At 46.1% G+C, this 24715-nt stretch carries 23 protein-coding genes; 2 read left to right on the forward strand and 21 right to left on the reverse strand.

The annotated features are described in order from the left end of the window. Positions 1 to 57: 57 nt before the first annotated feature. The 6 genes from CHX35_RS01175 to CHX35_RS01200 all read right to left on the reverse strand — a co-directional run bounded on the left by CHX35_RS01175 (position 58) and on the right by CHX35_RS01200 (position 6360). The gene (locus CHX35_RS01175) at positions 58 to 1179 is read right to left on the reverse strand and encodes a murein hydrolase activator EnvC family protein (protein WP_091832587.1); all 1122 of its coding nucleotides are present in this window, start codon (positions 1177 to 1179) and stop codon (positions 58 to 60) included. Positions 1180 to 1211: 32 nt separating this feature from the next. Then, the gene (ftsX, locus tag CHX35_RS01180) at positions 1212 to 2105 is read right to left on the reverse strand and encodes a permease-like cell division protein FtsX (protein WP_091832590.1); all 894 of its coding nucleotides are present in this window, start codon (positions 2103 to 2105) and stop codon (positions 1212 to 1214) included. Then, on the reverse strand, positions 2095 to 2781 hold the full coding sequence (gene ftsE, locus CHX35_RS01185) for a cell division ATP-binding protein FtsE (protein ID WP_091832593.1): 687 nt from the start codon (positions 2779 to 2781) through the stop codon (positions 2095 to 2097). The genes ftsX and ftsE overlap by 11 nt, the downstream gene beginning before the upstream one ends. Positions 2782 to 3133: 352 nt before the next feature. Then, positions 3134 to 4537: an argininosuccinate lyase gene (argH, locus tag CHX35_RS01190; protein WP_091832596.1), complete on the reverse strand. Its 1404-nt coding sequence runs from the start codon at positions 4535 to 4537 to the stop codon at positions 3134 to 3136. Further along, a complete protein-coding gene (locus tag CHX35_RS01195; protein WP_091832599.1) occupies positions 4488 to 5750 on the reverse strand; it encodes an argininosuccinate synthase in 1263 nt (420 codons plus the stop codon). The genes argH and CHX35_RS01195 overlap by 50 nt, the downstream gene beginning before the upstream one ends. A gap of 154 nt (positions 5751 to 5904) precedes the next feature. Next, positions 5905 to 6360 carry an SRPBCC family protein gene (locus CHX35_RS01200; protein WP_091832602.1) on the reverse strand — a complete coding sequence of 152 codons (456 nt, stop codon included), beginning with the start codon at positions 6358 to 6360 and terminating at the stop codon, positions 5905 to 5907. A gap of 240 nt (positions 6361 to 6600) precedes the next feature. Here CHX35_RS01200 and CHX35_RS01205 point away from each other — a divergent pair, with 240 nt between their 5' ends. Then, complete coding sequence (locus tag CHX35_RS01205) at positions 6601 to 7119, forward strand: acyl-CoA thioesterase (RefSeq protein ID WP_091832605.1); 519 nt, start codon at positions 6601 to 6603, stop codon at positions 7117 to 7119. A 58-nt stretch (positions 7120 to 7177) separates the two neighbouring features. Here the strand turns inward: CHX35_RS01205 and CHX35_RS01210 are convergent, their stop codons facing one another. The 14 genes from CHX35_RS01210 to CHX35_RS01275 form a co-directional block, all read right to left on the reverse strand. Continuing rightward, positions 7178 to 8428, reverse strand: a complete 1251-nt coding sequence (locus CHX35_RS01210; RefSeq protein ID WP_091832608.1) for a glutathionylspermidine synthase family protein — start codon at positions 8426 to 8428, stop codon at positions 7178 to 7180. After that, entirely contained in the window at positions 8425 to 8766 is a 342-nt protein-coding gene (locus CHX35_RS01215) for a hypothetical protein (protein WP_091832610.1), read from the reverse strand. Before CHX35_RS01215 ends, CHX35_RS01210 begins: the two co-directional genes overlap by 4 nt. A gap of 13 nt (positions 8767 to 8779) precedes the next feature. Next, on the reverse strand, positions 8780 to 9229 hold the full coding sequence (locus tag CHX35_RS01220) for a hypothetical protein (protein WP_140413515.1): 450 nt from the start codon (positions 9227 to 9229) through the stop codon (positions 8780 to 8782). Between the two features lie 328 nt (positions 9230 to 9557). Then, on the reverse strand, positions 9558 to 10523 hold the full coding sequence (argF, locus tag CHX35_RS01225; RefSeq protein ID WP_245838571.1) for an ornithine carbamoyltransferase: 966 nt from the start codon (positions 10521 to 10523) through the stop codon (positions 9558 to 9560). After that, positions 10520 to 13753, reverse strand: a complete 3234-nt coding sequence (gene carB / locus CHX35_RS01230) for a carbamoyl-phosphate synthase (glutamine-hydrolyzing) large subunit (protein WP_091832615.1) — start codon at positions 13751 to 13753, stop codon at positions 10520 to 10522. Before carB ends, argF begins: the two co-directional genes overlap by 4 nt. After that, the gene (locus tag CHX35_RS01235) at positions 13746 to 14810 is read right to left on the reverse strand and encodes a carbamoyl phosphate synthase small subunit (RefSeq protein WP_091832618.1); all 1065 of its coding nucleotides are present in this window, start codon (positions 14808 to 14810) and stop codon (positions 13746 to 13748) included. Before CHX35_RS01235 ends, carB begins: the two co-directional genes overlap by 8 nt. Further along, complete coding sequence (locus CHX35_RS01240; protein ID WP_091832621.1) at positions 14788 to 15972, reverse strand: aspartate aminotransferase family protein; 1185 nt, start codon at positions 15970 to 15972, stop codon at positions 14788 to 14790. Before CHX35_RS01240 ends, CHX35_RS01235 begins: the two co-directional genes overlap by 23 nt. Beyond that, entirely contained in the window at positions 15941 to 16744 is an 804-nt protein-coding gene (gene argB / locus CHX35_RS01245) for an acetylglutamate kinase (RefSeq protein ID WP_176391819.1), read from the reverse strand. The genes CHX35_RS01240 and argB overlap by 32 nt, the downstream gene beginning before the upstream one ends. A 23-nt stretch (positions 16745 to 16767) precedes the next feature. Continuing rightward, on the reverse strand, positions 16768 to 18009 hold the full coding sequence (argJ, locus tag CHX35_RS01250) for a bifunctional glutamate N-acetyltransferase/amino-acid acetyltransferase ArgJ (RefSeq protein WP_091833425.1): 1242 nt from the start codon (positions 18007 to 18009) through the stop codon (positions 16768 to 16770). Between the two features lie 39 nt (positions 18010 to 18048). Then, positions 18049 to 19080, reverse strand: coding sequence for an N-acetyl-gamma-glutamyl-phosphate reductase (gene argC / locus CHX35_RS01255; RefSeq protein WP_091832627.1), 1032 nt, complete (start codon positions 19078 to 19080; stop codon positions 18049 to 18051). Between the two features lie 292 nt (positions 19081 to 19372). Next, entirely contained in the window at positions 19373 to 19651 is a 279-nt protein-coding gene (locus CHX35_RS01260) for a c-type cytochrome (protein WP_176391820.1), read from the reverse strand. A gap of 372 nt (positions 19652 to 20023) precedes the next feature. Further along, positions 20024 to 20221, reverse strand: coding sequence for a hypothetical protein (locus CHX35_RS01265; protein WP_091832633.1), 198 nt, complete (start codon positions 20219 to 20221; stop codon positions 20024 to 20026). A gap of 216 nt (positions 20222 to 20437) precedes the next feature. Further along, complete coding sequence (locus CHX35_RS01270; RefSeq protein ID WP_091832636.1) at positions 20438 to 21223, reverse strand: enoyl-CoA hydratase/isomerase family protein; 786 nt, start codon at positions 21221 to 21223, stop codon at positions 20438 to 20440. Between the two features lie 532 nt (positions 21224 to 21755). After that, complete coding sequence (locus CHX35_RS01275; RefSeq protein ID WP_091832639.1) at positions 21756 to 22895, reverse strand: conserved virulence factor C family protein; 1140 nt, start codon at positions 22893 to 22895, stop codon at positions 21756 to 21758. A 209-nt stretch (positions 22896 to 23104) separates the two neighbouring features. On the opposite strand from CHX35_RS01275, the gene CHX35_RS01280 reads away from it, so the two are divergent. Further along, the gene (locus tag CHX35_RS01280; RefSeq protein WP_091832642.1) at positions 23105 to 23890 is read left to right on the forward strand and encodes a DUF1963 domain-containing protein; all 786 of its coding nucleotides are present in this window, start codon (positions 23105 to 23107) and stop codon (positions 23888 to 23890) included. A 227-nt stretch (positions 23891 to 24117) separates the two neighbouring features. Here the strand turns inward: CHX35_RS01280 and CHX35_RS01285 are convergent, their stop codons facing one another. Then, the gene (locus tag CHX35_RS01285) at positions 24118 to 24564 is read right to left on the reverse strand and encodes a hypothetical protein (RefSeq protein WP_091832645.1); all 447 of its coding nucleotides are present in this window, start codon (positions 24562 to 24564) and stop codon (positions 24118 to 24120) included. Positions 24565 to 24715: the final 151 nt, after the last annotated feature.

Here is a 24715-nt window from a genome sequence, read left to right on the forward strand (position 1 = left end):
GATTGGAAGGAAAACGACGGCTGAGACTCCCTTCTAATCTGTCCGTTTTATTTTCAATTATTTTAAATAGGGCATTGGATCTGTCGCTTTACCATTTTTCAATACCTCAAAATGTAAATGCGGCCCTGTCGACCAACCATTATTGCCGATACCAGCAATCCATTGCCCGCGCTTTACCGTTTCTCCCTCTTTCACCTTTACCTTCTGGGGAAACATATGAGCATATAAGGTTGAGATTCCACCACCATGATCAATGATCACAATGTATCCATAACCCTTAGCAGGACGAGAAGCAATCACCTTCCCGGAAGCCGCAGCATGAATCGGCGTGTTTAGAGCACCGCCAAAATCCACACCCGTATGAAGCTTATTACGCTTCAAAATCGGATGATAACGCATACCATAAGGGGATCTGATGGATCCATTCACCGGCTTTGAAAGTTTTCCACCATCCCCTTTTACAGCATCACCGTTGTTATTATTGCTCTGCTGTTGCCGTATCAAGTCACGAATCGCTTGCTTTTCTTGCTCATTGACCTCTTCCAAGTCGGATTGTTTATCATCAATGGTTTTAAGATCCCGCTCCATCTTCTTATAATCAGCTGTCAATTTTTCATACAGCTGATTAGCATCCGATGCTTGCTTCTTCTGTTCTGTAAGCAAAACATTCATTTTTTGTTGGGATTGAGATAAGACGATTTGATCTTGGCGGTAGTTATCCAGCAAGCGCTGATCCCGTTTGGTGATCTGCTTAATCAGAGAAAGGCGATTTAAGAATTCACCAACATCTTTCGAATTCGATAACATTTTTAGATAAAACATATTCCCTTGTTCATAAATGATACGAACCCGCTGATTGTATTGCTCCTTTTGGTAAGCAATCTGCTCTTTCTTTTTTTCAATTTTACGCTTACTTTCATCCAACCGCTTTTCCGTGTCGTAAACCAATTGGTTTAATTTCTGCAGTTCTGCTTTCTGTTTCTTCCATTGAACTAACGCTGCTTCAACCTCTTTTTTTGTCAGCTTCTTTTCTTTTTCTAAGCGTTGAATCTCTTTATCTCGTTTTTTGACTTTCTCTTGTTTATCATCGATGTTATTCGCATAGGAGATTCCTGGAGTTCCAAGGAGAGTCATCGTTAAGGTGAATGCTGTCAAACATGCTAGCATGCGCTTCGTCACGAGTTCTCCTCCTTTGTCTTGTGCCTGCGCTCTTATACTTTAAGAAAACGACGCACGGAGATCATACTACCCCAAACACCGATCAAGATGCCCAAGATGGTTGTAATTCCTGCTACATACATTGAAAGAGGCCACATCGGCAACAACTTGAATAGGCTATACGCCCCATCCGCATTTAAAATACCTAAGACAGCGTTATATGAAACTAAGGTAACCGCTGTTGGAATAATTGCCCCTAAAACCCCGATGATACTTCCTTCGATAAAGAAGGGCCACCGGATAAACCAGTTACTCGCCCCAACCAACCGCATAATTTCAATCTCACGACGACGGGCAAAAATCGTCAACTTAATCGTGTTGGAGATGAGGAAAGCCGCTAAAATGGCCAATCCTAAACCAAAAATGAAAACGGCATTTCGAACCCACTCAGAAATACCCAGAATATTATTGGTAACACCTTCACCATAGCTCTTATCGGAAATTTGGGAGTACTTATCCAGGGAATCGGATAACGCCTTTGTTTTTTGCGGATCCTTCGCTTGAATCACGAGACCATCGGGAAGTGGATTTCCCTTCTCTAATCCGCGAAAAAAGCTTTCATCGTCTCCCCAATTCTCCTTCATTTGCCGAAGTCCATCTTCTTTGGACACAAATTTCACTTTGGCAACAGCAGGATCCTTCTTGATCTGAGCAATTACTTGATCAATATCATCATCCGTCACATTTGGCTGGAAGAATGCACGAACAGCCACCTGCTTGTCCAACTCCGTCGCCATATAGCTAATATTAAAAGCAAAGACCAGAAAAAAACCAAATATTAAGAGTGTTACAGCAACTGCACTAGAAGCTGCAAAAGTCATCCACGTATTCCGTGTTAAACTGCGAAAGGCTTCTCGGGTATGTCGAAATAACGTATCAATCTTCATAACCGTATTCCCCCTGCTGCTCGTCCCGGACAATAACGCCTTGTTCCACGGCGATTACTCGCTTACGCATGGTATTTACGATTTCTTTATTGTGAGTCGCCATCACCACGGTTGTACCACGAGCATTAATCTCTTCAAGTAAATACATGATATCCCATGAATTTTCAGGATCTAAGTTTCCTGTAGGCTCATCCGCAATCAAAAAACCAGGATTGTTCACCATCGCGCGTGCAATCGAAACCCGTTGCTGCTCACCACCGGAGAGCTGAGAGGGAAGCGCGTTCATGCGGTCATACAACCCAACAAGCTCCAACATCTCCTGCACTCGGCGCCTAATTTTCCGATGAGGGGTCTCTACCGCTTCCATCGCAAAGGCAACATTTTCATAGGCAGTCATATTGGGAAGTAGCTTATAGTCTTGAAACACCACACCAATATTACGACGCAAGTAGGGAATCTTCCAGTTACGAACACGTTTCACATTGACACCATTGATGAGGATAACGCCATGAGTTGGCTTTTCCTCACGGTACATCAACTTAATAAACGTACTTTTACCCGCACCACTGGGCCCCACTACATATACGAATTCACTTTGATCAATTTTCACGTTGATCCCATTCAACGCCTTTACACCATTACCATATACCTTGTATACATCATGCATCTCAATCATGCGATCACCTTCATCTGCCTGGGGTTTATACCCTCGGATTTTCGAATGGCTATTTATGATAGAGAGAAACAAGTCTTCAGGAAAAATATGAAAAATTAAGAGGAGACTCTATTCTATTATATCATCATTCCGTCTTTTTCCCAGAGGAAACTTGGGATTTTGTCACTCAATGATCACAGAACCCCCGTTTAACCTCAGAATATCGCATTCTAGCAGCGTTTATTCTCCATATTTACTCAACGATTTTCACCAAAGAATGTTTCAGAGATTTTCCTATAACCCTTTAAAAAACAAATCACAACAAAAAAGCATCCAAGGAAACCCCACTCTCGTATCGGTTTCCTTGGATACTTTACGTTTGTGCATGTTTAATCCAATGTCGTTCATTAGAGATTTCCTTTTCTTTCTTTTGAATCGCCTCCACTACTCGTACTCGGGCAGTCCCGCAACCGGCTTCACGGGCATCTGTAACAACCTCCAAAGAAAGACGAGTAAATATATCCTTTTCGATAAGAGGGTGAGCTGATTGATATTCCTGCAACGAGAGCTCTAAGAGTGATTTTTTCCTTTCAATGCAATGGAGCACGAGCTTTCCTACCACCGCGTGAGCTTCCCGAAAGGGGACTCCCTTAGTCACTAGGTATTCGGCTAAATCCGTCGCATTAGTAAATCCACCTTCAGCATTTTCCCTCATTTTCTCTTTATTTACCTTCATTCCCTCGATCATTGGAGCCGTAAGAGCTAGGGCTCCCATCAACGTATCCACTGTATCAAAGATACCCTCTTTGTCTTCTTGCATATCCTTATTGTATGTGAGAGGGAGCGCCTTTAAAGTTGTTAATAACGAGACACCATGCCCGATGACTCGCCCTACTTTCCCTCGAATCAACTCCGGAACATCGGGATTCTTTTTTTGTGGCATCATACTGGATCCTGTGCAAAATGCATCATCTAATTCAATATAGCCAAATTCTTCACTGGACCAGAGGATTAATTCTTCAGAGAGGCGGGATAAATGAATCATAATCATAGAAGCACACGAGAGAAACTCAACCAAGTAATCGCGATCACTTACCGCATCCATACTATTTTCATACAACCGTGAAAAACCCAATTCATTCGCTACGTGTTCCCGTTGAATAGGAAAGGTACTACCTGCAATGGCCCCAGCTCCTAGGGGTAACGTATTCACTCGCTTATAGCTATCCTGAAGTCGCTCCACGTCTCGCCCGAACATATCCACATAGGCAAGTAAATGATGACCCAAGCGGACTGGTTGTGCTCGCTGAAGATGAGTGTATCCAGGTAAAATGGTATCAATATGATCCTCTGCCTTGGCTATCAGCGTCTGACGAAGGGTAGTCAACCCCTGAATAACATCCACCGTACATCTTCTAACAAACAAATGCATATCCAGTGCCACTTGATCATTTCGACTTCGGCCTGTGTGTAACTTACCACCCACCGTCCCTACTTCTTCAATTAATAGCTTTTCAATATTCATATGGATATCTTCATGGGCAATTGAAAATTCCACTTCTCCAGCTAAAACCCGCTCCTGAATCCTCTGCAACCCATTTGTGATCGTATCAACTTCCTCCGAACGCAAGATCCCGCATTTCCCTAACATCCGAACGTGGGCTAAGCTGCCCCGAATATCTTCCTCAACTAACCGCTGATCAAATTGAATCGATGAGGTATACTCCTCAACGAGTTGATTGGTTGGCTTGGTAAAGCGCCCTCCCCAGAGTTTCATTGAATGTCACATCCTCTTTCTGAGCATTTACCTTGGCATTCACCTCAGTCGGTAAACCCCATAGTTGAATAAATCCAACGGCGGCTTCGTGATTAAAGGTATCCTCAGGTGTATAGGTTGCTAACCCCTCCTGATATAAGGAATGATCCGATTTTCGTCCAGTCACCACCGCTTGCCCTTTAAATAACATCACACGCACGACTCCGGATACGACTTGTTGTGTAGCCTCTACAAAAGCATCTAACGCGCTTTTTAAGGGTGAAAACCAGAGCCCATCATAGACCAATTGCGCCCATTGTTGTTCCGCACTTGGTTTGAATTGAGTCACTTCACGTGTGTGGGTAAGAAACTCCAACTCTTTATGAGCCGTAATTAAAGTGATAGCGGCTGGGCATTCATAAACTTCCCGGGACTTAATTCCAACCAGCCGATTTTCCACATGGTCAATGCGTCCAACTCCATGCTTTCCTGCCTGTTTATTGAGTTGAGATAAAAGCTCATAAAAGGGAAGTCGCTCCCCGTCCAAAGCTACAGGTACCCCCTGTTCAAAGGTAATTTCAATTTCTTCTCCCTCATCAGGTGCCTTCGATACGGGAACGGTCCACTCATAGGCTCCTTCCGGAGGAGATGCCCAGGGATTTTCTAATACGCCACACTCACAGGAACGCCCATATAAGTTCTGATCAATGCTATAGGGATTCTCCAAATCAACGGGTACGGGTATCCCATGATTTTTCGCATAAATAATCTCTTCATCTCGACTCATCGCCCATTCACGGACAGGAGCGACCACTTCTAAGTCGGGATTAAGTGCTTTGACCGCAACTTCAAACCGCACTTGGTCATTTCCTTTTCCTGTACAACCATGAGCAACTGCAACAGCGCCTTCTTGCTCCGCAACTTTTACCAATACCTGAGCAATTAAGGGGCGGGAAAGCGCAGAAACTAAGGGGTATTTCCCTTCATATAAAGCATTCGCTTTGAGTGCAGGAAGCAGATACTCCTTTGCAAACCACTCACGGGTATCAACAACCAAGGACTTTACTGCACCCACATGCAACGCTTTATTCCGTATAAAATCCAAATCTTTTCCTTCCCCTACATCCAAAGCCACCGCGATAACATCATAATGATAATTTTCCTTTAACCATTGAATAGCAACGGAAGTATCTAACCCACCTGAATAGGCGAGAACTATTTTTCCTTTATTCATGCCCGTACACCTCTTTATAAAAATTCATGATTTCGTATTATTATACATACCGTCGTATAAAAAGTCTACCCCGCAAATGTTGAAAATCTCGCGGAATTTTTGCCACATGATTCCTAGAAAAAGACCGACCCAGGAAGATGGAGTCGGTCTTTTTCTACACAGAGACTTTTTCTTTTTCGGCAATGGATTTTAAACGTTTTAATCTTGTATAAAGGAGGTGTTTAACTTGCCACGAGCGTAACCGCGCTCGGACTTGGTTTGCACCCTCTGGAATACCAATTTCACAATCACATTGTAATTGAACGCCGTTTTTCTTATTAATAAACTCAATAAAAAGGTCAACAATGATATGTGTTAATTGAAGACGGATCCCAAACAACTCGGGTTTACGATAGGCAATCACTTCACCTTGAAAGGTTTGACTCACCTTACCCGAGCGAACCTCCATCGTCAGGGGAGAGCCTTTACGAATCGCTCCGTCATGCATGACCGATTCGATTTGTAACTTCTCGAGGGTCTCAAACCATTTCTTGACGTGCTCCTCGGATTCTAAGTGAGTGAAAAGCTGCTCTTTTGTCGCTTTAATATCGAATTCCAATGTGGTGGGCATTTGATCGCTTCTCCCTATCATTACAAAGTCCAGCAACCTCTTTCATCTTACCCTGGACAAACCACCGGGTAAATACCTATTCCTTGCTAGAAAAAAGAAAATCAAATCTCAGAACCTCCATCAATACAAGAATGCTAGAATGAAAGAGAACCGTTATACTAGACGTCATTGCATACCTCCTCAGCAAAAGGGGTACATTGGGAGAGAATGCATGATCAATAGAATAGGAGGAGAAGTCCTATGAATGGCCGGCCTGCACGCTTTTCCCGCACGATAAAAACCGCCCATGTCTTACCACCGGATACGAATAACCATGGGACGATGTTCGGGGGAAAACTGAGTGCTTATATTGATGAAGTAGCCGCAATCTGCGCCGCTCGTCACTCGCGCAAACCTGTCGTTACCGCCTCGATGGACTCTATTGATTTCCTGTCTCCGATAGGAATGGAAGATGCCGTCACCGTTGAAGGGGTTGTCACATGGTGTGGCAAAACGTCAATGGAGGTCTTTGTAAAAGTTACCTCCGAGCATTTAACAACGGGAGATCGCCAACTGACCACCACATCCTTTCTGACATTCGTTGCCTTCGATAAGGATGGAAAACCTACTCCCGTCCCCCAAGTCATCCCGGAAACGGAAGAAGAGAAGTTTCTTCATGCAACAGCTCCTGAACGACGGGATCATCGTAAGGAACGAAAAAAACGACTAGCATCCTTAATTCGCGCCAATCAATACCTGCCGGAAAATCAGCAATTATAACGACACCCCTTCATGCTACCGAATCACTCATCACCGGCAACATGAAGGGGTGTTTTTATTAGTTTGTCAGGAAAATCGGCTGATAAAATGCAAGATTCCCCGTGATCGGACCGTCTAAGCGGGCAAGAATTGCTGAGGCTTTTCCATCAATTAAAAACGACCCCCACAATCGTTGACCACGAAAAGTCCCTGCTAATGTTTCCGCTTCCACTTCTTCCATCGATACACGTTCCTGCCAGATCATTGACTGTTCCCAATCATTTTTTTCCCCATCTCGATGATGAACATTTCCGTCTTCATCACAGAGAAGAACACCACCACCCTCTCGTCCAAAGATGGGCTTAACGACATAGGCGGTACGGCCTTTAAATGCATTGTAAAGATAAGTAGGCAACATATACTTCCTGACCGTCTCGCACTCCTCTTCCGTTAAAAATACCTTCGCCTCATAGAGATTCCATATCAACGCCTGCAGCGCTTTTGTCTGGGCGATAAAGGCTGAGGGAGGGTTAATTAGAGAAAGTTTTTCATGGGCAATAAGGTCCAACACATGCTTCCCTGTGGGATACCCATCTTGCTCCGTCTCCTCTGCCAAAATTTCTAGGGCATGTAGACGGTACCACACATCAACCCCACTCGGATCCTCATTGGAAGTATAAAGACGATCTCCCGATACACGCAACTCATCGAGGGGGATAAATTGAGCATGCACTCCCGATTGCTCCATTAAATATCGTGTTGTACCTGCATCTTCCTCATGCCATCCAAGGGAACTAAACACCACCTGATCCACCTGTTTTCCCTGTTGGCGAAGCCGTGATAAATAATTAGTAAATGCTTCTTTCAGGCGGAGATCCTCGCCTTCATTTGGAGAAGGTACGCTCCAGGCAGTACATACTCGTTGATTGACATAGAATGCTTCTACAATTCCAGTAGGGGTATCACTATTGAACTCCAACATTTTCAAACCCACATCCGTCATCGCAAAGTCAAAACGACCAATCAATGTAACCGCGTTTTCATGATTCATCCCCACCCGCACGGCTTTCCAAGTCGCTTCGGGTAAACCTAGTTCTTGTAGAAGAGAGACTCCCCCGCCTTGCACAACCTTCGTCACTCGCGCAAAGATTGCCCCCAACGCTTCAGTCGCATCGGCCATCTCATTTCGCAAGGATTTTGAAATCGGGGCGGGTTGAGCTAATGCATACTCTGCTCCATGACACCGATCCCACGTAAAAACACCTTCTCTCTGCATCGGTTCATAGATTTCCCGCCGACAGCTCTTATAGGAAGTTTTTAACTTACTCATCCCCCACCGCTCCTTGAATAACTACCAATTCCTCCTTTTTTTGAACCGGAGGAGATCCCTGAAATTTTCTTATACACCTTTTTCCCATTTTTATAATAATAGGCGCCTCCTGTGCGGCCATTACCCTCATCGCAAACACCATCTTGATCATCATCTTCACAGGTTTCCTTATCACAATAGTGATCCTGATTTTTATCGACACAATCCGCCTCATCATCGGAACATCCCGTCGCCACAATGAACATCGCCGCAGCAAAAAGACTTGTTAAACGTTTGGAATACTTGGTTTCTCGTTCTTTTTCCGCAATCCTTTCTAACAAGCTAAATTTTTCTTCCATAACGATATCCTCCTTATCCGACAGGTCGGACATATAAAACAAATACGCGTCGGTTTTCATCAATTTCCGCAGAGGTCTTCTCCCATTTTTGATCTTGCAGGAACACATAATCACTTTGTATATAGAGGCGAAGCGAACTCGTTCGCGTAAAATGGATGGTCTCGATAAGAGGATAAATCATAGCGGTTTCCTTAAATTGACGAACTTCCAGGCGCATGCCTTGCCATTCTGGATGCGTAAGTACTTCCCGGTTGATCACTTCTTCTTCCACCGCCGCACGTACATAAATAATGCATCGCGGGGGTGCCATTTCGACCGTCATCCGTTCAAAGACCTGATTCTCTTTTATAAACCAATCACATACCATACGAGCAGAGACTTCTTCTTCATCCACATTCTCATAGGTATATAAAAGTGGATGGGACTTGATCTTGTCATATAGTCGATATTCCAATTGAATCAAGCTAACCTTCCCCCATTCATCCCACGAATGTACCGTACCGGAATCGGTTATCGCCACCATCCACAGCCGAAAACTTGTCTGACCTACACCCCCATACCTTCTTTCGCTTTCGATGAACTCCGAATATCGAACCTTCGTTAACTTTATATCTCTGTTAGTAAATGGATCGATCGATCACAAAAAAATGAGAAATACACTAAATTATATCATACCGAAACACATTCCTTTCTCAGCAAGTAAGAGCCTTCGTCTGAAGGCTCTTACAGGCGTGCATCCTTTCTATATCAATCATTCATGATGGAAACATCCCACGCAGCTAGACTTACAATTACCCTAGCACCATCATAAGAAGGGCTTTTTGCGCGTGCAGTCGGTTTTCTGCTTGTTGAAAGACAACGGAATGAGGACCATCAATTACTTCACGTGAAACCTCCAGCCCTCGATATGCGGGAAGGCAATGTAGAAACGTAACGTCGGGCTTACCTTGTTTGATAAGGGTTTCGTTTACTTGATATCCTTCAAAGTCTCGCTCTCGCTTGCCCTTCTCTTCTTCCTGCCCCATACTTGCCCACACATCTGTATAGATTGCATCCGCGTTAACTGCCGCTTCCATTGGATCATGGGTACAGGTAATTGTGGCACCTGTCTGTTTAGCAATTTCCTTTGCTTTCGCCAAGATACTGCCCTGCGGTTCATAGCCAGGGGGAGTTGCGGCAACAAGGTGCATCCCTGTGTGAGCCGCCGCTTCTGCTAGGGAATGCAAGACATTATTCCCATCTCCTACGTACACCAGTTTTCTCCCCGTTAGATTTCCCTTTACCTCTTTCAGCGTGAGCAAATCAGCAAGGGCCTGACAAGGATGATGCAAATCCGTTAGCCCATTAATCACAGGGATCGAAGCATAGTCAGCGAGTTCCTCAACATCCCGATGACGGTGTGTTCGAATCAAAATGCCATCCACCAAACCAGAAAATACCTGTGCAGTATCTGCAATGGACTCCCCTCGACCCAGTTGTAAGTGATTGCGATCCAAAGCAAGGGCATGCCCCCCCAATTGAGCCATCCCAGCTTCAAAGGATATCCGTGTACGCGTGGAAGGTTTATCAAAAATCATGGCTAAAGTTTTCCCAAGTAAAGGTTGCCACACTTCCCCTCGTTTATGTTTTTCTTTACATTCAAGAGCCAAAGAGAGAAGCGCTTCGATCTCTTGCGGAGTATATTCAGACAGGTGTAAACAGTCCCTTCCAGATAGAGAAGGGGGGTACTCCATCCAAGTGGGCTGGGTTGGGTTCATCGGTTCATCATTTCCTTTCCTTGAAAGGTCGACAGAGGTTGAATCGTCCACGTGGAGACCTGTCGCCATTCCTCTGTTTGGAACAACCACGTAAAGGTATCCGGAGAAGTAAAACAAGGCACTTGCCATTCTTGGGCAAATCGACGCAATTGAAATCCACCCCTTGTGGCGTCTCCCCCCTGGGTGGGGAGGTTAAAGATGACCTTCGCTCCTGGAGTTTGGAACCAATTAACCCAATCAGCTTGGGGGAGAACTTTTGTCTTCACCTTATACTTTTTCTCAATCCAGTCGGCGGTTCCCGGTGTAGCATATAAGGTGAGTCCCTTTCGTAATACTTCAGGAAGCAAGGACGTCAACTCTTCCTTCTGGCTATCTGCAACCGAAAGCAAAAGGGCCGTCTCCGAATGCAAAGGTGGGATTTTTGTCCCGAGTGTCCAGGGAAGCACTTTGGCAATCGCTTCTTGCAGGGTTGCCCCTAATCCTAACACCTCACCGGTTGACCGCATTTCCGGCCCTAGGGCAGGATCAACACCAGGGAGTTTGGTATTGGAGAAGACCGAACCCTTGACCGCCCATTCTTTGGGAGGCGGTAATAACCCCACGGGTGCAAAGGAAGCCAATGCTTCTCCCAATTGCACACGGGTTGCCCAATCCACCATGGGAACTCCTGTTACCTTACTGATTACAGGAACCGTACGCGAAGCCCGCGGATTTACTTCGAGCACGAAGACATCATCCGGTGTTACGACAAATTGAATATTTAAAAGACCGACATGAGAAAGAACTTTCACAAGACGCGCGGTATATGCGACGATTTTTTCGCGTTGGTGACCTTGAAGGTCTGGTGTTGCTAACATGGAGAGACTATCACCTGAATGTACGCCCGCACGTTCGATGTGTTGCACCAAGGTAGGAATAACAAAATCAATTCCGTCAGTCACAGCATCAACTTCTACTTCAATCCCTTCCACATAGCGATCCAACAACAGTGGATAGATCTCCTTTGAGAGCTTGTGGTTTCCCGTATCCATCCATTCACTCAACTGCTGGGGATTCCGAAGTACCTGCATTCCACGACCCCCTATCACATAGGACGGACGCAGTAAAATCGGATAGCCAATCTCCTCCGCTAACCCCATCACCTCTTCAGGTGTTGACGCTGTTCGAGCAGCGATATGTGGAATGCCACACCCTCGTAGCAGTTCATAGAATCGCTGGCGATCCTCCACACGGTCGATCGTTTCTGCAGAGGTACCCAAAATGGTACACCCGGCTTCTTCTAACCCTTTGATCAATTTGATTGCCGTTTGCCCACCATATTGGACCAACACCCCATCAATCTGCTCTTTAAAGGCAATCGCCACCACATCCTCTACCGTCAATGGTTCAAAGTAGAGACGGTCTGCGGTGATATAATCGGTACTCACCGTTTCTGGATTGTTATTAACAATCACCGATTGCACACCATGCCGATGTAACGATTTTGCAGCATGCACTGAGCAATAATCGAATTCGATTCCCTGTCCAATACGGATGGGGCCTGAGCCTATGACCATGACGCGACGGGCCGCTGCAGAAATCGCTACTTCATCTTCCCCTTGCCAGGACGAATAGAAGTACGGCGTCTCTGCTTTAAATTCCCCAGCACAGGTATCGACCCATTTATAGGAAGGCTGCCATTTGAGCTGTTGCCACCGATTTCGCAACATGGACTCTTTCACCTGATAGAGCCCAGCGAGAAAAGCATCGGCTACACCCATTCCCTTGGCCTTTTTCAATAGCGCATACGGTACGGATGCCCAGTCATACTGAGCAAGGTTCAACTCTAATGCTGCCATCTCGCCTATTTTTTCTAAAAAATATTGAGAGATTCCAGTCAAACGTTGCACCTTCTCCAGGCTCCAAGAGCGACGGAATGCTTCGCCTAGCGCAAAGAATCGCTGATCATCAGGGAATTCCAACCTTTTTGTCAGCTCTTCATCCGTCCATCTCTTTTCTACTTGGGAAAGGAGCGAGAATCTCCCCATATCCAAGGAACGTATCGCTTTATATAAGGCCGTCTCTAAATTTCGCCCCAGAGCCATTACTTCTCCGGTAGCTTTCATTTGCGTACCCAAACGACGATTGGCTTCAGGAAACTGATCAAAGGGCCAACGAGGCATCTTCACAGCCACATAGTCTAACGTTGGTTCAAAACAGGCATTGGTATGACCGGTCACCGGATTCATGCATTCATCCAGACGATATCCAATCGATAGTTTTGTAGCCAAGCGCGCGATGGGATAACCTGTCGCTTTTGAAGCAAGTGCACTGGAGCGACTCACCCGCGGGTTCACTTCAATAATGGCATACTCGCTGGTTTCGGGATGAAGAGCAACCTGAATGTTACATCCACCCACCACCTTCAGTTCCTGTATTACTTTAATGGCGACGCTACGCAATAATTGATATTGCCGATCGGTCAATGTCTGGGAAGGAGCCGTAACTATCGAATCCCCTGTATGGGTACCGACCGGATCTATATTTTCCATGTTACACACAGCGATACAGGTACCAAAAGCATCTCGCATCATTTCGTACTCGAGTTCTTTCCACCCTAAGATACTTTGTTCGATAAGAACCTGCTGTATCGGACTGGCTGCCAACCCTTGTCGTACAATTTGAGCTAGCGATTCTTGATCTTCTGCGGTACCACCACCAAATCCGCCGAGTGTATACGCTGGACGAATTACAACCGGATAACCGATCTCTGCAGCACAGCGAAGAGCATCCTTCACACTATCAACCGTGCGCCCCTTGGGAACGGGCTCTCCGATTTCCTCCATCATCACTTTAAAAGCTTCCCGATCTTCTCCTTTGCGGATGGTCTCAACAGGTGTCCCGAGTAATTCCACTCCGTATTGTTGCAATATTCCCTGTTCTGTCAGCTCCATTGCAAGGTTGAGTCCCGTTTGTCCACCCATGGTCGCTAATAGTCCTTGGGGTCGTTCCTGCTCAATAATTTTTGACAACACATCGGCAGTAAGTGGCTCCATGTATAAGACATCCGCCACTTCTTCATCCGTCATGATCGTCGCTGGGTTATTATTAGCGAGAATCACTCGAATGCCTTCCTCCTTCAGGGCAAGACACGCTTGTGTCCCCGCATAATCAAACTCCGCCGCTTGCCCAATAACAATCGGACCCGACCCGATCACGAGTACACTCTCCCATTTTCTCTGTTTACCCAACCCCCTTCACCTCTTTCTTTTCCATCACTTGCTCAACAAATTGATGAAACAAACCGGCTGCATCACTGGGACCCGGGTGTGCTTCTGGATGAAATTGCACTGTCGTTACTGGATAAATTTGATGCATGAGTCCCTCTACTGATCCATCATTTCCGTGGATATGGGTCCAAATCCATTGCCCAGGATCCAAGCTATCTTCACACACGGTATAACCATGGTTCTGTGAGGTAATCCAAACCTCGCCGGTCTGTTGATTACGTACAGGATGGTTGCTCCCACGATGCCCAAAGGGAAGTCGCTTGGTCCTTGCACCAAAAGCCATCGCCAACACCTGATGACCCAAACAAATCCCCAAAGTAGGAAGCTGCATCGCTAAGCTTTTCCACCCCTCCAGCCAGGGTATAAGTGCCTTCGGATCACCTGGTCCATTGGAAAAAAGGAGACCATCTGGATGCAATTTAAGGATCTCTTCCACCGACCAATGCCATGGAACCACCGTCACTTTACAGCCAAGTTGTTGTAACGATCCCAGGATCGATGCCTTATATCCAAAATCGATCAATAGAACATGGGGAGCATGGGGATTACTCGCCTTATAAAACACCGGTTCATCCACACTCACTGATTGCACCCACTGAATTGAATCCGGTAATACTTCCCTCAATTCCATATAAATCGGATTCGAATGGATCTGCCCTCGCATCGCCCCTTTGGCGCGTATTTTTTTAACTACCGCCCGTGTATCCACTCCCGTGATTCCAGGCACCCCATGCTGATCTAACCAATTGCCTAGTTCTTTCTCGTGATAACATTCACTCATAACCACCCCCGTACAAGGGGGAAAATGACTTTCACTCTCGCCAGCGACCAAACCATAATTACCAATCATGGGATACGTAAAGATCACGATCTGACCGGCATAGGAGGGATCCGTCATGACCTCCTGATAACCCGTCATTCCTGTTGTAAATACCACTTCGCCTGAAACCGTTTTGGGAGTACCGATCCACTCACCTTGGAAGGTTTCACCATCCTCAAATACCAGATAAGCTTTCATCCACTTCCACCTGCCTCCAAGTTGTAACGATGATGTCGACTGCCTGATCCACTTGCTCTTTGGTGATAATCAGAGGAGGTAGCAATCGGAGCACTCTTGGACCCGCGGTAAGAACCAAGAGACCCTGTTCAGCCAAGACTTTTACAAAAGGAGCCACTGGCGTATCCAATTCAACACCCCACATCATTCCGCGACCGCGGATCGCCTTTACACCTGATAGGGAAAGAAGCCTTTCTTGGAGCTTCTCACCTAGGTATTCCCCGATCTCTTCCACCTTCGCGAGCAAAGGTGTCTCCATCATTTCCTGCAAAACCGCACCAGCGACCGCCATTGCCAGTGGATTTCCACCAAAAGTCGTCCCATGGCTTCCTGGACCCAAGAATGTCTCCAACCCTGATCGTCCCAACATAACACTCACTGGAAAACCATTGCCCAGCCCCTTTGCACAGGTCACTATATCCGGTTGAATCCCTACCTCTTGATAGGCAAAAAGCTTTCCGGTTCGGCCCAATCCCGTTTGGATTTCATCCACCATGAGCAGATACCCTCGCTCGCGACAAAGGGCTTCGATCTCCTGCAGAAAAGCAATTTCTCCAGGCTGGATCCCCCCCTCTCCCTGAATGATCTCCAAGAGAATAGCAACGGTTTCTCCCCCTACAGACTCCTTTACTGAGGCGATGTCATTGTAAAAGGCATAAGCAAAACCCTCTGGAAGAGGGCCGCAGTCCTCCTGTACCTTCTCTTGTCCAGTCGCTGTTAACGTAGCTAACGTACGGCCATGAAAGGATGCGTAGAAGGTGAGTATTTCTGGCCGAGAAACTCCTTTGACTTGATGTCCCCAACGACGCGCCAATTTGATCGCCGCTTCATTCGCCTCCGCACCACTGTTCGCAAAAAAAGCATTGGCAAGACCCGTCCCACGAAAGAGAGTCGAGGCTACTTCTTTTTGTCCCTGAATGGGAAAGAGGTTAGAGATATGCCACAGTTTGGAGGCTTGATTAATCAGTGCGTCCTTTACCCGGGGATGGGCGTGCCCAAGGTTACACACTCCAATCCCAGAAGTAAAATCCAGATAGCAACGTCCCTGCTCATCCCAAAGACAAGCCCCTTCCCCTCTGGTGACATGAACTTCACTTTTTTGATAGGTAGGAAATAGCCCCATCTCCTGTCTCCTCCTTCCTGATCCGTGTTCCATGGGCTCCTGTGATCATTTCATCAACGGATCGGGTATTGCTCCCATCCACAATGAACACCTCCTGGGCGGATGCGAGTCCGCTCAATGCAGCCATTACTTTTGGAATCATCCCCCCATGGATCTCTCCATCCTCTATCATCTTGGCAATCCTTGTGGGAGTCAGCTCGGATACTCGCCCCCCTTGCCCATCCAACACCCCCGGCATATCCGTAACTAAGATAAGCCTTTCAGCTTTCATCGCCCCTGCGATAGCAGCCGCGGCACTATCGGCATTGATGTTAAAATGTTGTCCATTGGCATCTGCCCCCAGAGAAGCGATCACTGGCAACCAGTCTTCAGAAAGCAAGGTTTCCAGTAGATGCGGTTCTACCCTCTCCACATTCCCCACCCAACCAAGACGGGGATCTTTCTGACTAGCTTGTAAAAGGGATCCATCTACCCCCGAAATACCAACCGCTTTCGTTCCAGCTTGTTGCAACTGACTCACCAGCATTTTATTCACCCGTCCACATAACACCATCTCCACGACTTCCATGCAGGCATCATCCGTCACACGTAGACCTTCTTCAAAATTAGGGGACTGTCCAAAACGCTTCTGCATTTGATTGATCACTGGCCCGCCTCCATGGACAATCATCGGATACCATCCCTTTTCAATCAGGGAAGCACACGTTAAAAAGAAGGCAGCATCCAGCTTTTCCAATACACTTCCGCCAATTTTAATCACAACCCGCTTCATTGCTTCTGCCTCCTTCTCCCGATTCATGTACGGTAACTCGCATTGATGCGCACATAATCATATGTGAGATCACACCCCCACGCAGTCGCTCTCTCTTTGCCTGCACCAAGATCCACTTTGATTTGAACCACCGACTGTTCTAATGCCTTACGAGCCAACTTCTCATCATAGATGGCAGAGGTCCCCCCATCAACAACGACCACATCACCGAGCCACACACGCGTATGGGAGGGGACAACCGTGGCATCACTATAACCAATTGCAGAAAGAATTCTGCCCCAGTTAGGATCTGCCCCATATACCGCCGTTTTCACCAAACTCGAACCCACAACCGTTTTAGCAGCTTGCCGGGCCTCTTTTAAGGTGCGTGCCCCCTTTACTTCCACCTCAACTAATCGGGTCGCTCCTTCGCCATCCCTTGCAATCATCCGAGCGAGTTCCTTTGAGACAAAGGCAAATGCCTGTTGAAAGGTGAGCCAATCCTCATGTTCTGGTGTAAGATTTCGATGGCCCGCCATCCCACTTGCCATGGCAACGACCATATCATTTGTGCTGGAATCGCCATCCACTGTAATCATGTTATACGTCTCATCGGTTACCTCTCGAAGCAGGGTTTGTAGTAGGGAAGGTTCAATGACAGCGTCTGTTGTCATAAAGGCAAGCATGGTTGCCATATTGGGATGAATCATCCCCGACCCCTTGGCAACTCCACTAATGCGTACTTCTTTGCCATCAATAAAGAAGCGCACTTCAACAACCTTCACCCCTGTATCCGTCGTTAAAATCGACTGGGAAAAAGGATCGCCCCCTTCTTTTCCCAATTGCTCAACCAATGTAGGAACGGCACGCGTCAGTGGTTCCATAGGAATTCGTTCACCGATAACACCCGTAGAGGCAATTCCAACTCGATATGCTGGTAATCCCATCTCCGTGGCAATCGACTGTCTCATCTGATAAGCGTCTTGAAGGCCAGGTTCTCCAGTACATGCATTGGCTTTTCCACTGTTAACTAGAATCGCTTGCATATACCCATCGACTTTCATACCATCTTGAGTGACCACCAGTGGTGCCGCTTGAAAGGCATTCGTCGTATAAACCACGGCAGCAGCTGCCGGGACCTCACAATAAATCATGCCAAGGTCTTTTCGTTTGCGTTTAATCCCCGCATGTAAGCCGGATGCAGTAAAACCTTTAGGGGATGTAATCGTAGGCACCTTCACTTGTGTAAAAGTACTTTTTTTCTCATGGGGTTCCACCCATGCCATAGAATCCATCCGTTCTTATCTCCTCTCCGTCCGTTTCCTTTACGGATACAGCGGCAACATTTTTAAGCCCATTGTTTCTTGCCAACCCATGATGATATTCAGATTTTGTACCGCCTGGCCCGCTGCTCCCTTCATCAAGTTATCAATCGCTACCGCCGTGATGATCATCCCTGTTCGCTCATCCACTTTGACCTGCAAATCACAAAAATTACTGCCAGTAACGTCCTTTGTACGCGGCCAACGACCTCGCTCACATAAGCGAATAAATGGATGCTCATGATAGGTAGTTGCAACGGCTTCCCGCAATTGATGAGTCGTCCATCCCGCTTCTACCGGGGCATAAATCGTCGCAAGAATCCCTCGACTCATTGGCACGATTTGTGGCGTAAACGTAACTACGTGGGAAGCACCACCCATCCGCTCAAGATAGTGCTCAATTTCCGGGGTATGTTGATGCTCCGCTACCTTGTATGGGAAAAGATTTCCCTCTACCTCACTAAAGAGACGATTGGTTTGTAATCCGCGACCGGCGCCAGATACCCCCGATTTTCCGTCGATGATAAGGGGCCCCTTCGCGATCGCTCCAGCCTTTGCTAGTGGCAAAAGCCCTAGTAAAGTCGCTGTGGCATAACAACCAGGATTGGTTAGTAAGCGTGCGGTTTTTATTTCCTCTCGATTCCATTCACTCAACCCATACACCGCTTTGCTTATCCATGAATTCATAGCAGGTTCTTTCCCATACCAAACGCGGTACTCCTCTGGTGTTAACCGAAAATCACCCGCTAGATCAATAGCAATCAATCCACGTTCCACAACCTCTGGCAACAGCTGACTGCTCACGCCAGCAGGTGCCGCGAAAAAGACCGCATCCACCCGAGAGGAAAGTTGTTCTACATCCCATTTTTCCAAGGTCCTATTTATATGAGAAAGGTGTGGATAAACATTCATCAACCCTTCTCCCTCTTGGGAGGAAGAAATCAGTGCTTCGATCTCAACATGGGGGTGGTTTTCTAACAACCGGATCAATTCAGCACTGCCATAACCCGATGCCCCAAGTACGGCTACTTTCATTCTTCTCTCCTCCAAAAAATCGATTTCGTATGATTATACAACTCAATTAATATTTATTCAATGAGAAATTCACCCTTTGTTCAGGGAGTTCTTCCCTGTAATAATTTTTATAATCATCAATTAATTTTCGACCCGTCGTTATTTATCGCTTATTTTTTTTGCATATCCATATGATTATCATCAATTTATACCCATAAAATAAATCACCTTGGTTTGGCATTTTTAATGTGCCCAACCAAGGTGATTGTCTTAGAGACCCGCTAATTTTCTAGCATTGTGATATTCGTACCGTCTATTTTTTTTGGGCAAGCCATTGAGCAAGCTTCTCCCGATCTTTCGCTTCCAGTTGGTTTTGCGGAGGCATTTGCCCTTGACCATGTTCAATGATCGCAGCGATCTCCTTCGCCGAATAACGCTCTCCTACTTTACTGATATCGGGACCCATCCCACCCTGCAGTTGTTCCCCGTGACAACTCGAACAATTGTTACTAAATACTTGTTTTGGTGAAGCGGAAGCTGACGATTGGTTATTTTTGCTTTGCTCTTGATTACACGCCGTTAATGAAACCACTATGAACGCTCCTACTAGCACTGATCTCCACATGGAACCTCTCATTTTTTAAAGTTCCCCCAATATCTTGTCAGTTTGTCATTTGATTATACCCTATTTGAGCTTAAACAGAAATTACATAGCGTTCATTGAGAATCATAACAAGGAAGCATGTCGCTGCAAATAATTAATAAATACTGATCCTTTATTTTGATAAGGGATAGAGATCAGGCGTGTTGAATAACCTGCATTTGGAGGTGTACAGGAGGCCAAATCTTCACCAATCCCATTACACCCCAAATTTTTCACAAAAAAAAACGCCGGTCACCTTACCCGACGTTTTCATACCGGCTTCCACCGGATGGTGCCTAGATATTCACTAACTACTCTCCATCAGTCATCCAAAGAAGGTTTCTTTTTCTCCCCTAAGGGAGTGTACGGCTCATCGAAGGCACGTTGTAATTCATTCACTTCTGCAGATCGCCTTCGAATACTTAATTGACTAACTATGACGCCACCTACCACAACGAATAAAAGAAGGGCCCATAGATAAGTAGGAACTGTATGGACGACTTCACTCACCATTTTCATCATATCTTCCTCCTCATACCTATCGCGATCGCAACAGGTCAGCAAATGCTTGTCATTCGCCCAGTGTCATCAAGGGTACGGAGAAAGGTTTTCAGACGCTGTCAAAGGGAGCGAATTTTCCTGTCGAAGCTTCAGCAATTAACGGTCCTTCGAACAATTATTTCCCGGGAAACGACAAGTTTTACTCCGTGTTCATAACGGGTCGATTTTTCGCACTTAACGGCCTTTAAAAGTGGGTTTACGCTTTTCTAAAAAAGCATCCATACCTTCTAGGCGATCCTCTGTATTAAAAACAACGCCAAATTGTGAGGCTTCTAACGATAACCCCACTGAAAGATGTGTCTCTACACCCTGATTGATCGTCTTTTTAATCGCTGTCATCGAGACTGGGGCCTTTGTCGCTAACAAACTCGCCAATTTCTTCGCTTCTGCCAACAATTGATCCCCTGGAACGACTTTTTGCGCCAATCCAATACGAAGGGCTTCTTGGGCAGGGATCATTTCCCCTGTTAAACATAGATATTTAGCTGTCGTCTTACCAACCAAACGAGCCAATCGTTGTGTCCCGCCATATCCAGGTAATACACCCAGATTGATCTCAGGTAGTCCAAACCGAGCATTTTCTGCAGCCAATAAAATGTCTCCACTCATCGCCAGTTCAAACCCACCTCCGAGAGCAAACCCATTCACTGCCATAATCACCGGTTTAGCCGAGTCTTCAATGCGAGAGAAGAGTGCCTGTCCACGCTTTGCCAATCGCTCCGCCTCGGCAGAGGTAGGCACTTCACGTAGTTCCTTAATGTCTGCACCTGCTACAAAGGCCTTTTCGCCTTCACCTGTCAAAATCCAAGCACGAACATCCTCATCATTTTCAAGCGTATCCAATACTTCACTCAATTCTTGCAACGTTTCCTGATTAAGGGCATTCATAACCTTTGGACGACGGATGGTGACAAGTGCCCAACCACTCTCTTTTTCGACAACAATATTTTTCCATTCCATGCATTTTCGCCTCCACTCATGAGATTGACTTGATTTCGCATGTTTTTATGATTCGTCTAAATGACCAAGGTTTGTCCAAATTGATCTCTGGTTCTTTCCGCAACAGAACTGGACCCATACAATCGAGGAACGACTCATCTTAGCACTCCCATACATGAAGGCCCTTGGAAAAATCCGTTGGGTATAGGGATTTACTGGCGAAATCAGTCTCCTGCCCATAATCTCGCTACCTCCACAGCAAAAAAACTCTACGTTCCCTTCACAACTCCTGTATCTTCGGCTTTTATAGAGTTACTATGATTCTATCAAATCCAAGTCAGACTTGCGAGAGTAGGAAATACTCTCTTCTCATCGGACGACCGAAGAAAATGCTTATGACCTGGGATGGAATACAAGAACGGTGGATATCAGATGATATCCACCGTTCTTGTTAAGGCCAAATCACCCTATGTCGACCCAACCCAATTTTCATTTTACAATCCACTAGAATAGAAGAGGCGGATCATTGTACGCAATCCTTATTACACTTCCCTTACCCCTCCGATGATTGATTCCGATTGGTCATTTGTCGCCACACGGAACCACTTGCTTCATCGCCTTTTTCAATGCGCTCCAATGCCATTCGTGCTTGCATCGCTACTTCAAACTCCGAATCATTTTGCGCATCGCTTAACGCCGAAATGGCTCGGGTATCCCCTGATTCATATAAAAACATGGCTGCACGCCATCGAACTAACCGACTCGGATCACGTAACGCTTCAATCATCACAGGTGTCGCTTCGGGGTCACCTAAATCCGATAAGCAGTCTCCTGCTGTTCGGCGAACGGTAACTGACGGATCATGCATGGCCTTCAATAGGAGGGGAAGCACTTCCTTCTCTTCAATACTTCCCAGATAGGCGACTGCCAAGCGACGAATCGTTGCCTTTTCATCCGACAGTGCTTGGGATAAGACAGGTAAATCGGAGAGCGTTGGATTCATCTGCTCTAAAGCGGCATAACGCTTTCTCCAATCAGGGTCCTCCATCATCTCTAGTGTGACCGGATAAGAATGCCGCTTCATGGGTGAGGCATCTCCAGGCCCTTGAGCAAAGGCTTGCTTAATTAATTCTTGCAAACGAGCATCATCATAGGCAGCCGCAATCTCTTGTACGGCTTCATTTCCTACTTCATCCCACTCTCCATATCGGACACCACGCTCTTCCCACTTACGTTCCATCACCATATTCGCTGAAGCAGATTGCGCTTCCATTACGGCTTTAGCAAACCGTTCCGGAAGAGAGTACCGCTTCTCCTCACCAAAGGAGACCAATTTTAATTGAATAGGGAGACCGCGAAAGGTTTGTAAAAACACTTTCACTTCACCAAAGGCTTCCTCAGTGGAAGAAGATGTTCCTTCTTCAGAGGATTTTGCCGATGACTTCTCCCCAAAAATTTCTCGTACTTGTGGGAGAATTTGTTGCCACTCCACTTTTGGATCCCGATCGATCGCTAAGAAATCTGCCACGTGAAAAATACTTTTCACACCTTGAATCGCAAGAATATGCTTCACATACTCCGGAGCATCCTCACTGCGATCAACCGTATAAGTCGCTCCTTTTGATACCTTTTGGTCCAAATTCACTTTCATGGAGTGAGGACTTGGTGTAGGCTCAATCGACTTAATTTGCAAACATTATCCCTCCCAATCCTTCCACACGAATCATGGGTACATGGTTCCTTCTACCCATTTTTAGATACCTGGATCTTAACACAAAAGTATACCTGCTTTCACCTCTGTAACCCTCCCTGGAGAGACTCCCCCTTTTCAGGTAAAATAGAGACAGCGACTTCTAGGATGTGGGTCAAGCGTTAAGATGATGAGAAGGGAGCGATGGTTCAATGTCCCAACCTATAGAAAATAAGATTCGTCATGTATTAACTGAAAGTGGTTTGGAAGAGATGGAAGAGGAGATTCTTTCCACGCTCATCCCTTATCTTCAAATACAACCAGGAGCGGAAGAGGAGGATCTGCCTATCGGCACATCTAAATTTGGCGGATACCCCGACTTGCCGATGGATGAACGGTATCCAGAAGTACCTGGTCGCATGCTCAGTTTCCTTGCCCAGTACAATCTTGAGGAACTTGCTGCAACTGGCACGGTGAGCTCCCTTCCCAAAAGGGGGATGCTCTACTTTTTTATTTCCTTGGATGATATCCATCGCCCAACACCACCTTCACCTGATGCCTGGGTTGTCTTTTATCGGGAAGCGATGGGAGCAGACCTCCGACCGGCGCTCCTTCCCGATGAAATGTCCCGGGAGTTATTAATTCCGGAGCGATCGATCACGTTTTCACTGGAAAAACAACTGCCTGATGTGGAAGCATCAACCGATATGAATGAGCTATATTTCCATCTAATGGATCAACTCTATGATCTTGAAGAACGAGAGGATGGGGACCACCAAGCCTTTGGCCAACCCCTGGAGATATCCGGTAATGTTATTCAGGAATGCTCTCAGCATTCAGGTATTCCAACCGATGATTGGGTATTACTTCTCCAAGTAGACACGAGCCTTCTTGAGCATGAGGGGACAGGGTTGGGAATGCTCTACTTTTGCATTCCCCAAGAAGATCTATTCACTCACCGCTTTAACCGCACTTGGTTTGTGGCACAACATCATTAAATTTGACTCCAATCCAAATAACCACACGAACAAGTACTCCATATTGATACGTGTGGTTATTTCTTGTATTTAAATTCCGAGGACCTTTCCGTGTACGAGTCAACCACTGGCTGTCAATGTAGAGGACGTTAATGATGAACGATTCATCTACGTAAAGGGAAATCAATCGCTAATAAGCCGTTTATCCACTCTTCGCACATTCCGATTCTTAATGAATCCTATGTAAGTTAATACCACAATGTCCCCTCTAACCGTGTGTTCGGTCCCCCTTGGCGAAAATAGATAAACACGCATCGCTTCCCTTTTCCTACTTCATGAAAGGGAAGCGAAAAATGAACAGACTTCCCCTTCGCTTTCACCACACGTTGAAAAAGTGGACGATATTTTTCATCATATACCTCGGTTACTACTTCGGATGGTACTGCTTCGGAAGACAGCTTTCCTTCTAACCGGTTTCCCTGCTTCCCATTAAAGTAGAAGACTTTTCCTTGTTGCAAGGCATCATTTTTTCCTGGGATATATTCCACATTTGCAGAAAACCGCCAACATCTCGCATCCTTACAGGCCTGTTCCGATGTGATATACGCTGCAGATGCTGACAAAGGAAGGTTCATGCTAAAAAGGGCGATGATCCATGAAATCAGCCATCGATATTTTTTTCCGATTGGAGACACTTCCGGCCCACCCCTTTCACGAGATCGTTGCTATTCTTCCCGTAAGAAGTTTTGGTTATCAATCATAAAATCCATTTAAGAATCCTTTTGTTTCAATGAAAAATGCCCCCTTATTGCCATGAATACATAGGCAACCAGGGGGCATCTCTTT

It is taken from the genome of Marininema halotolerans (genome assembly GCF_900116235.1).
Classification (GTDB): domain Bacteria; phylum Bacillota; class Bacilli; order Thermoactinomycetales; family DSM-45169; genus Marininema; species Marininema halotolerans.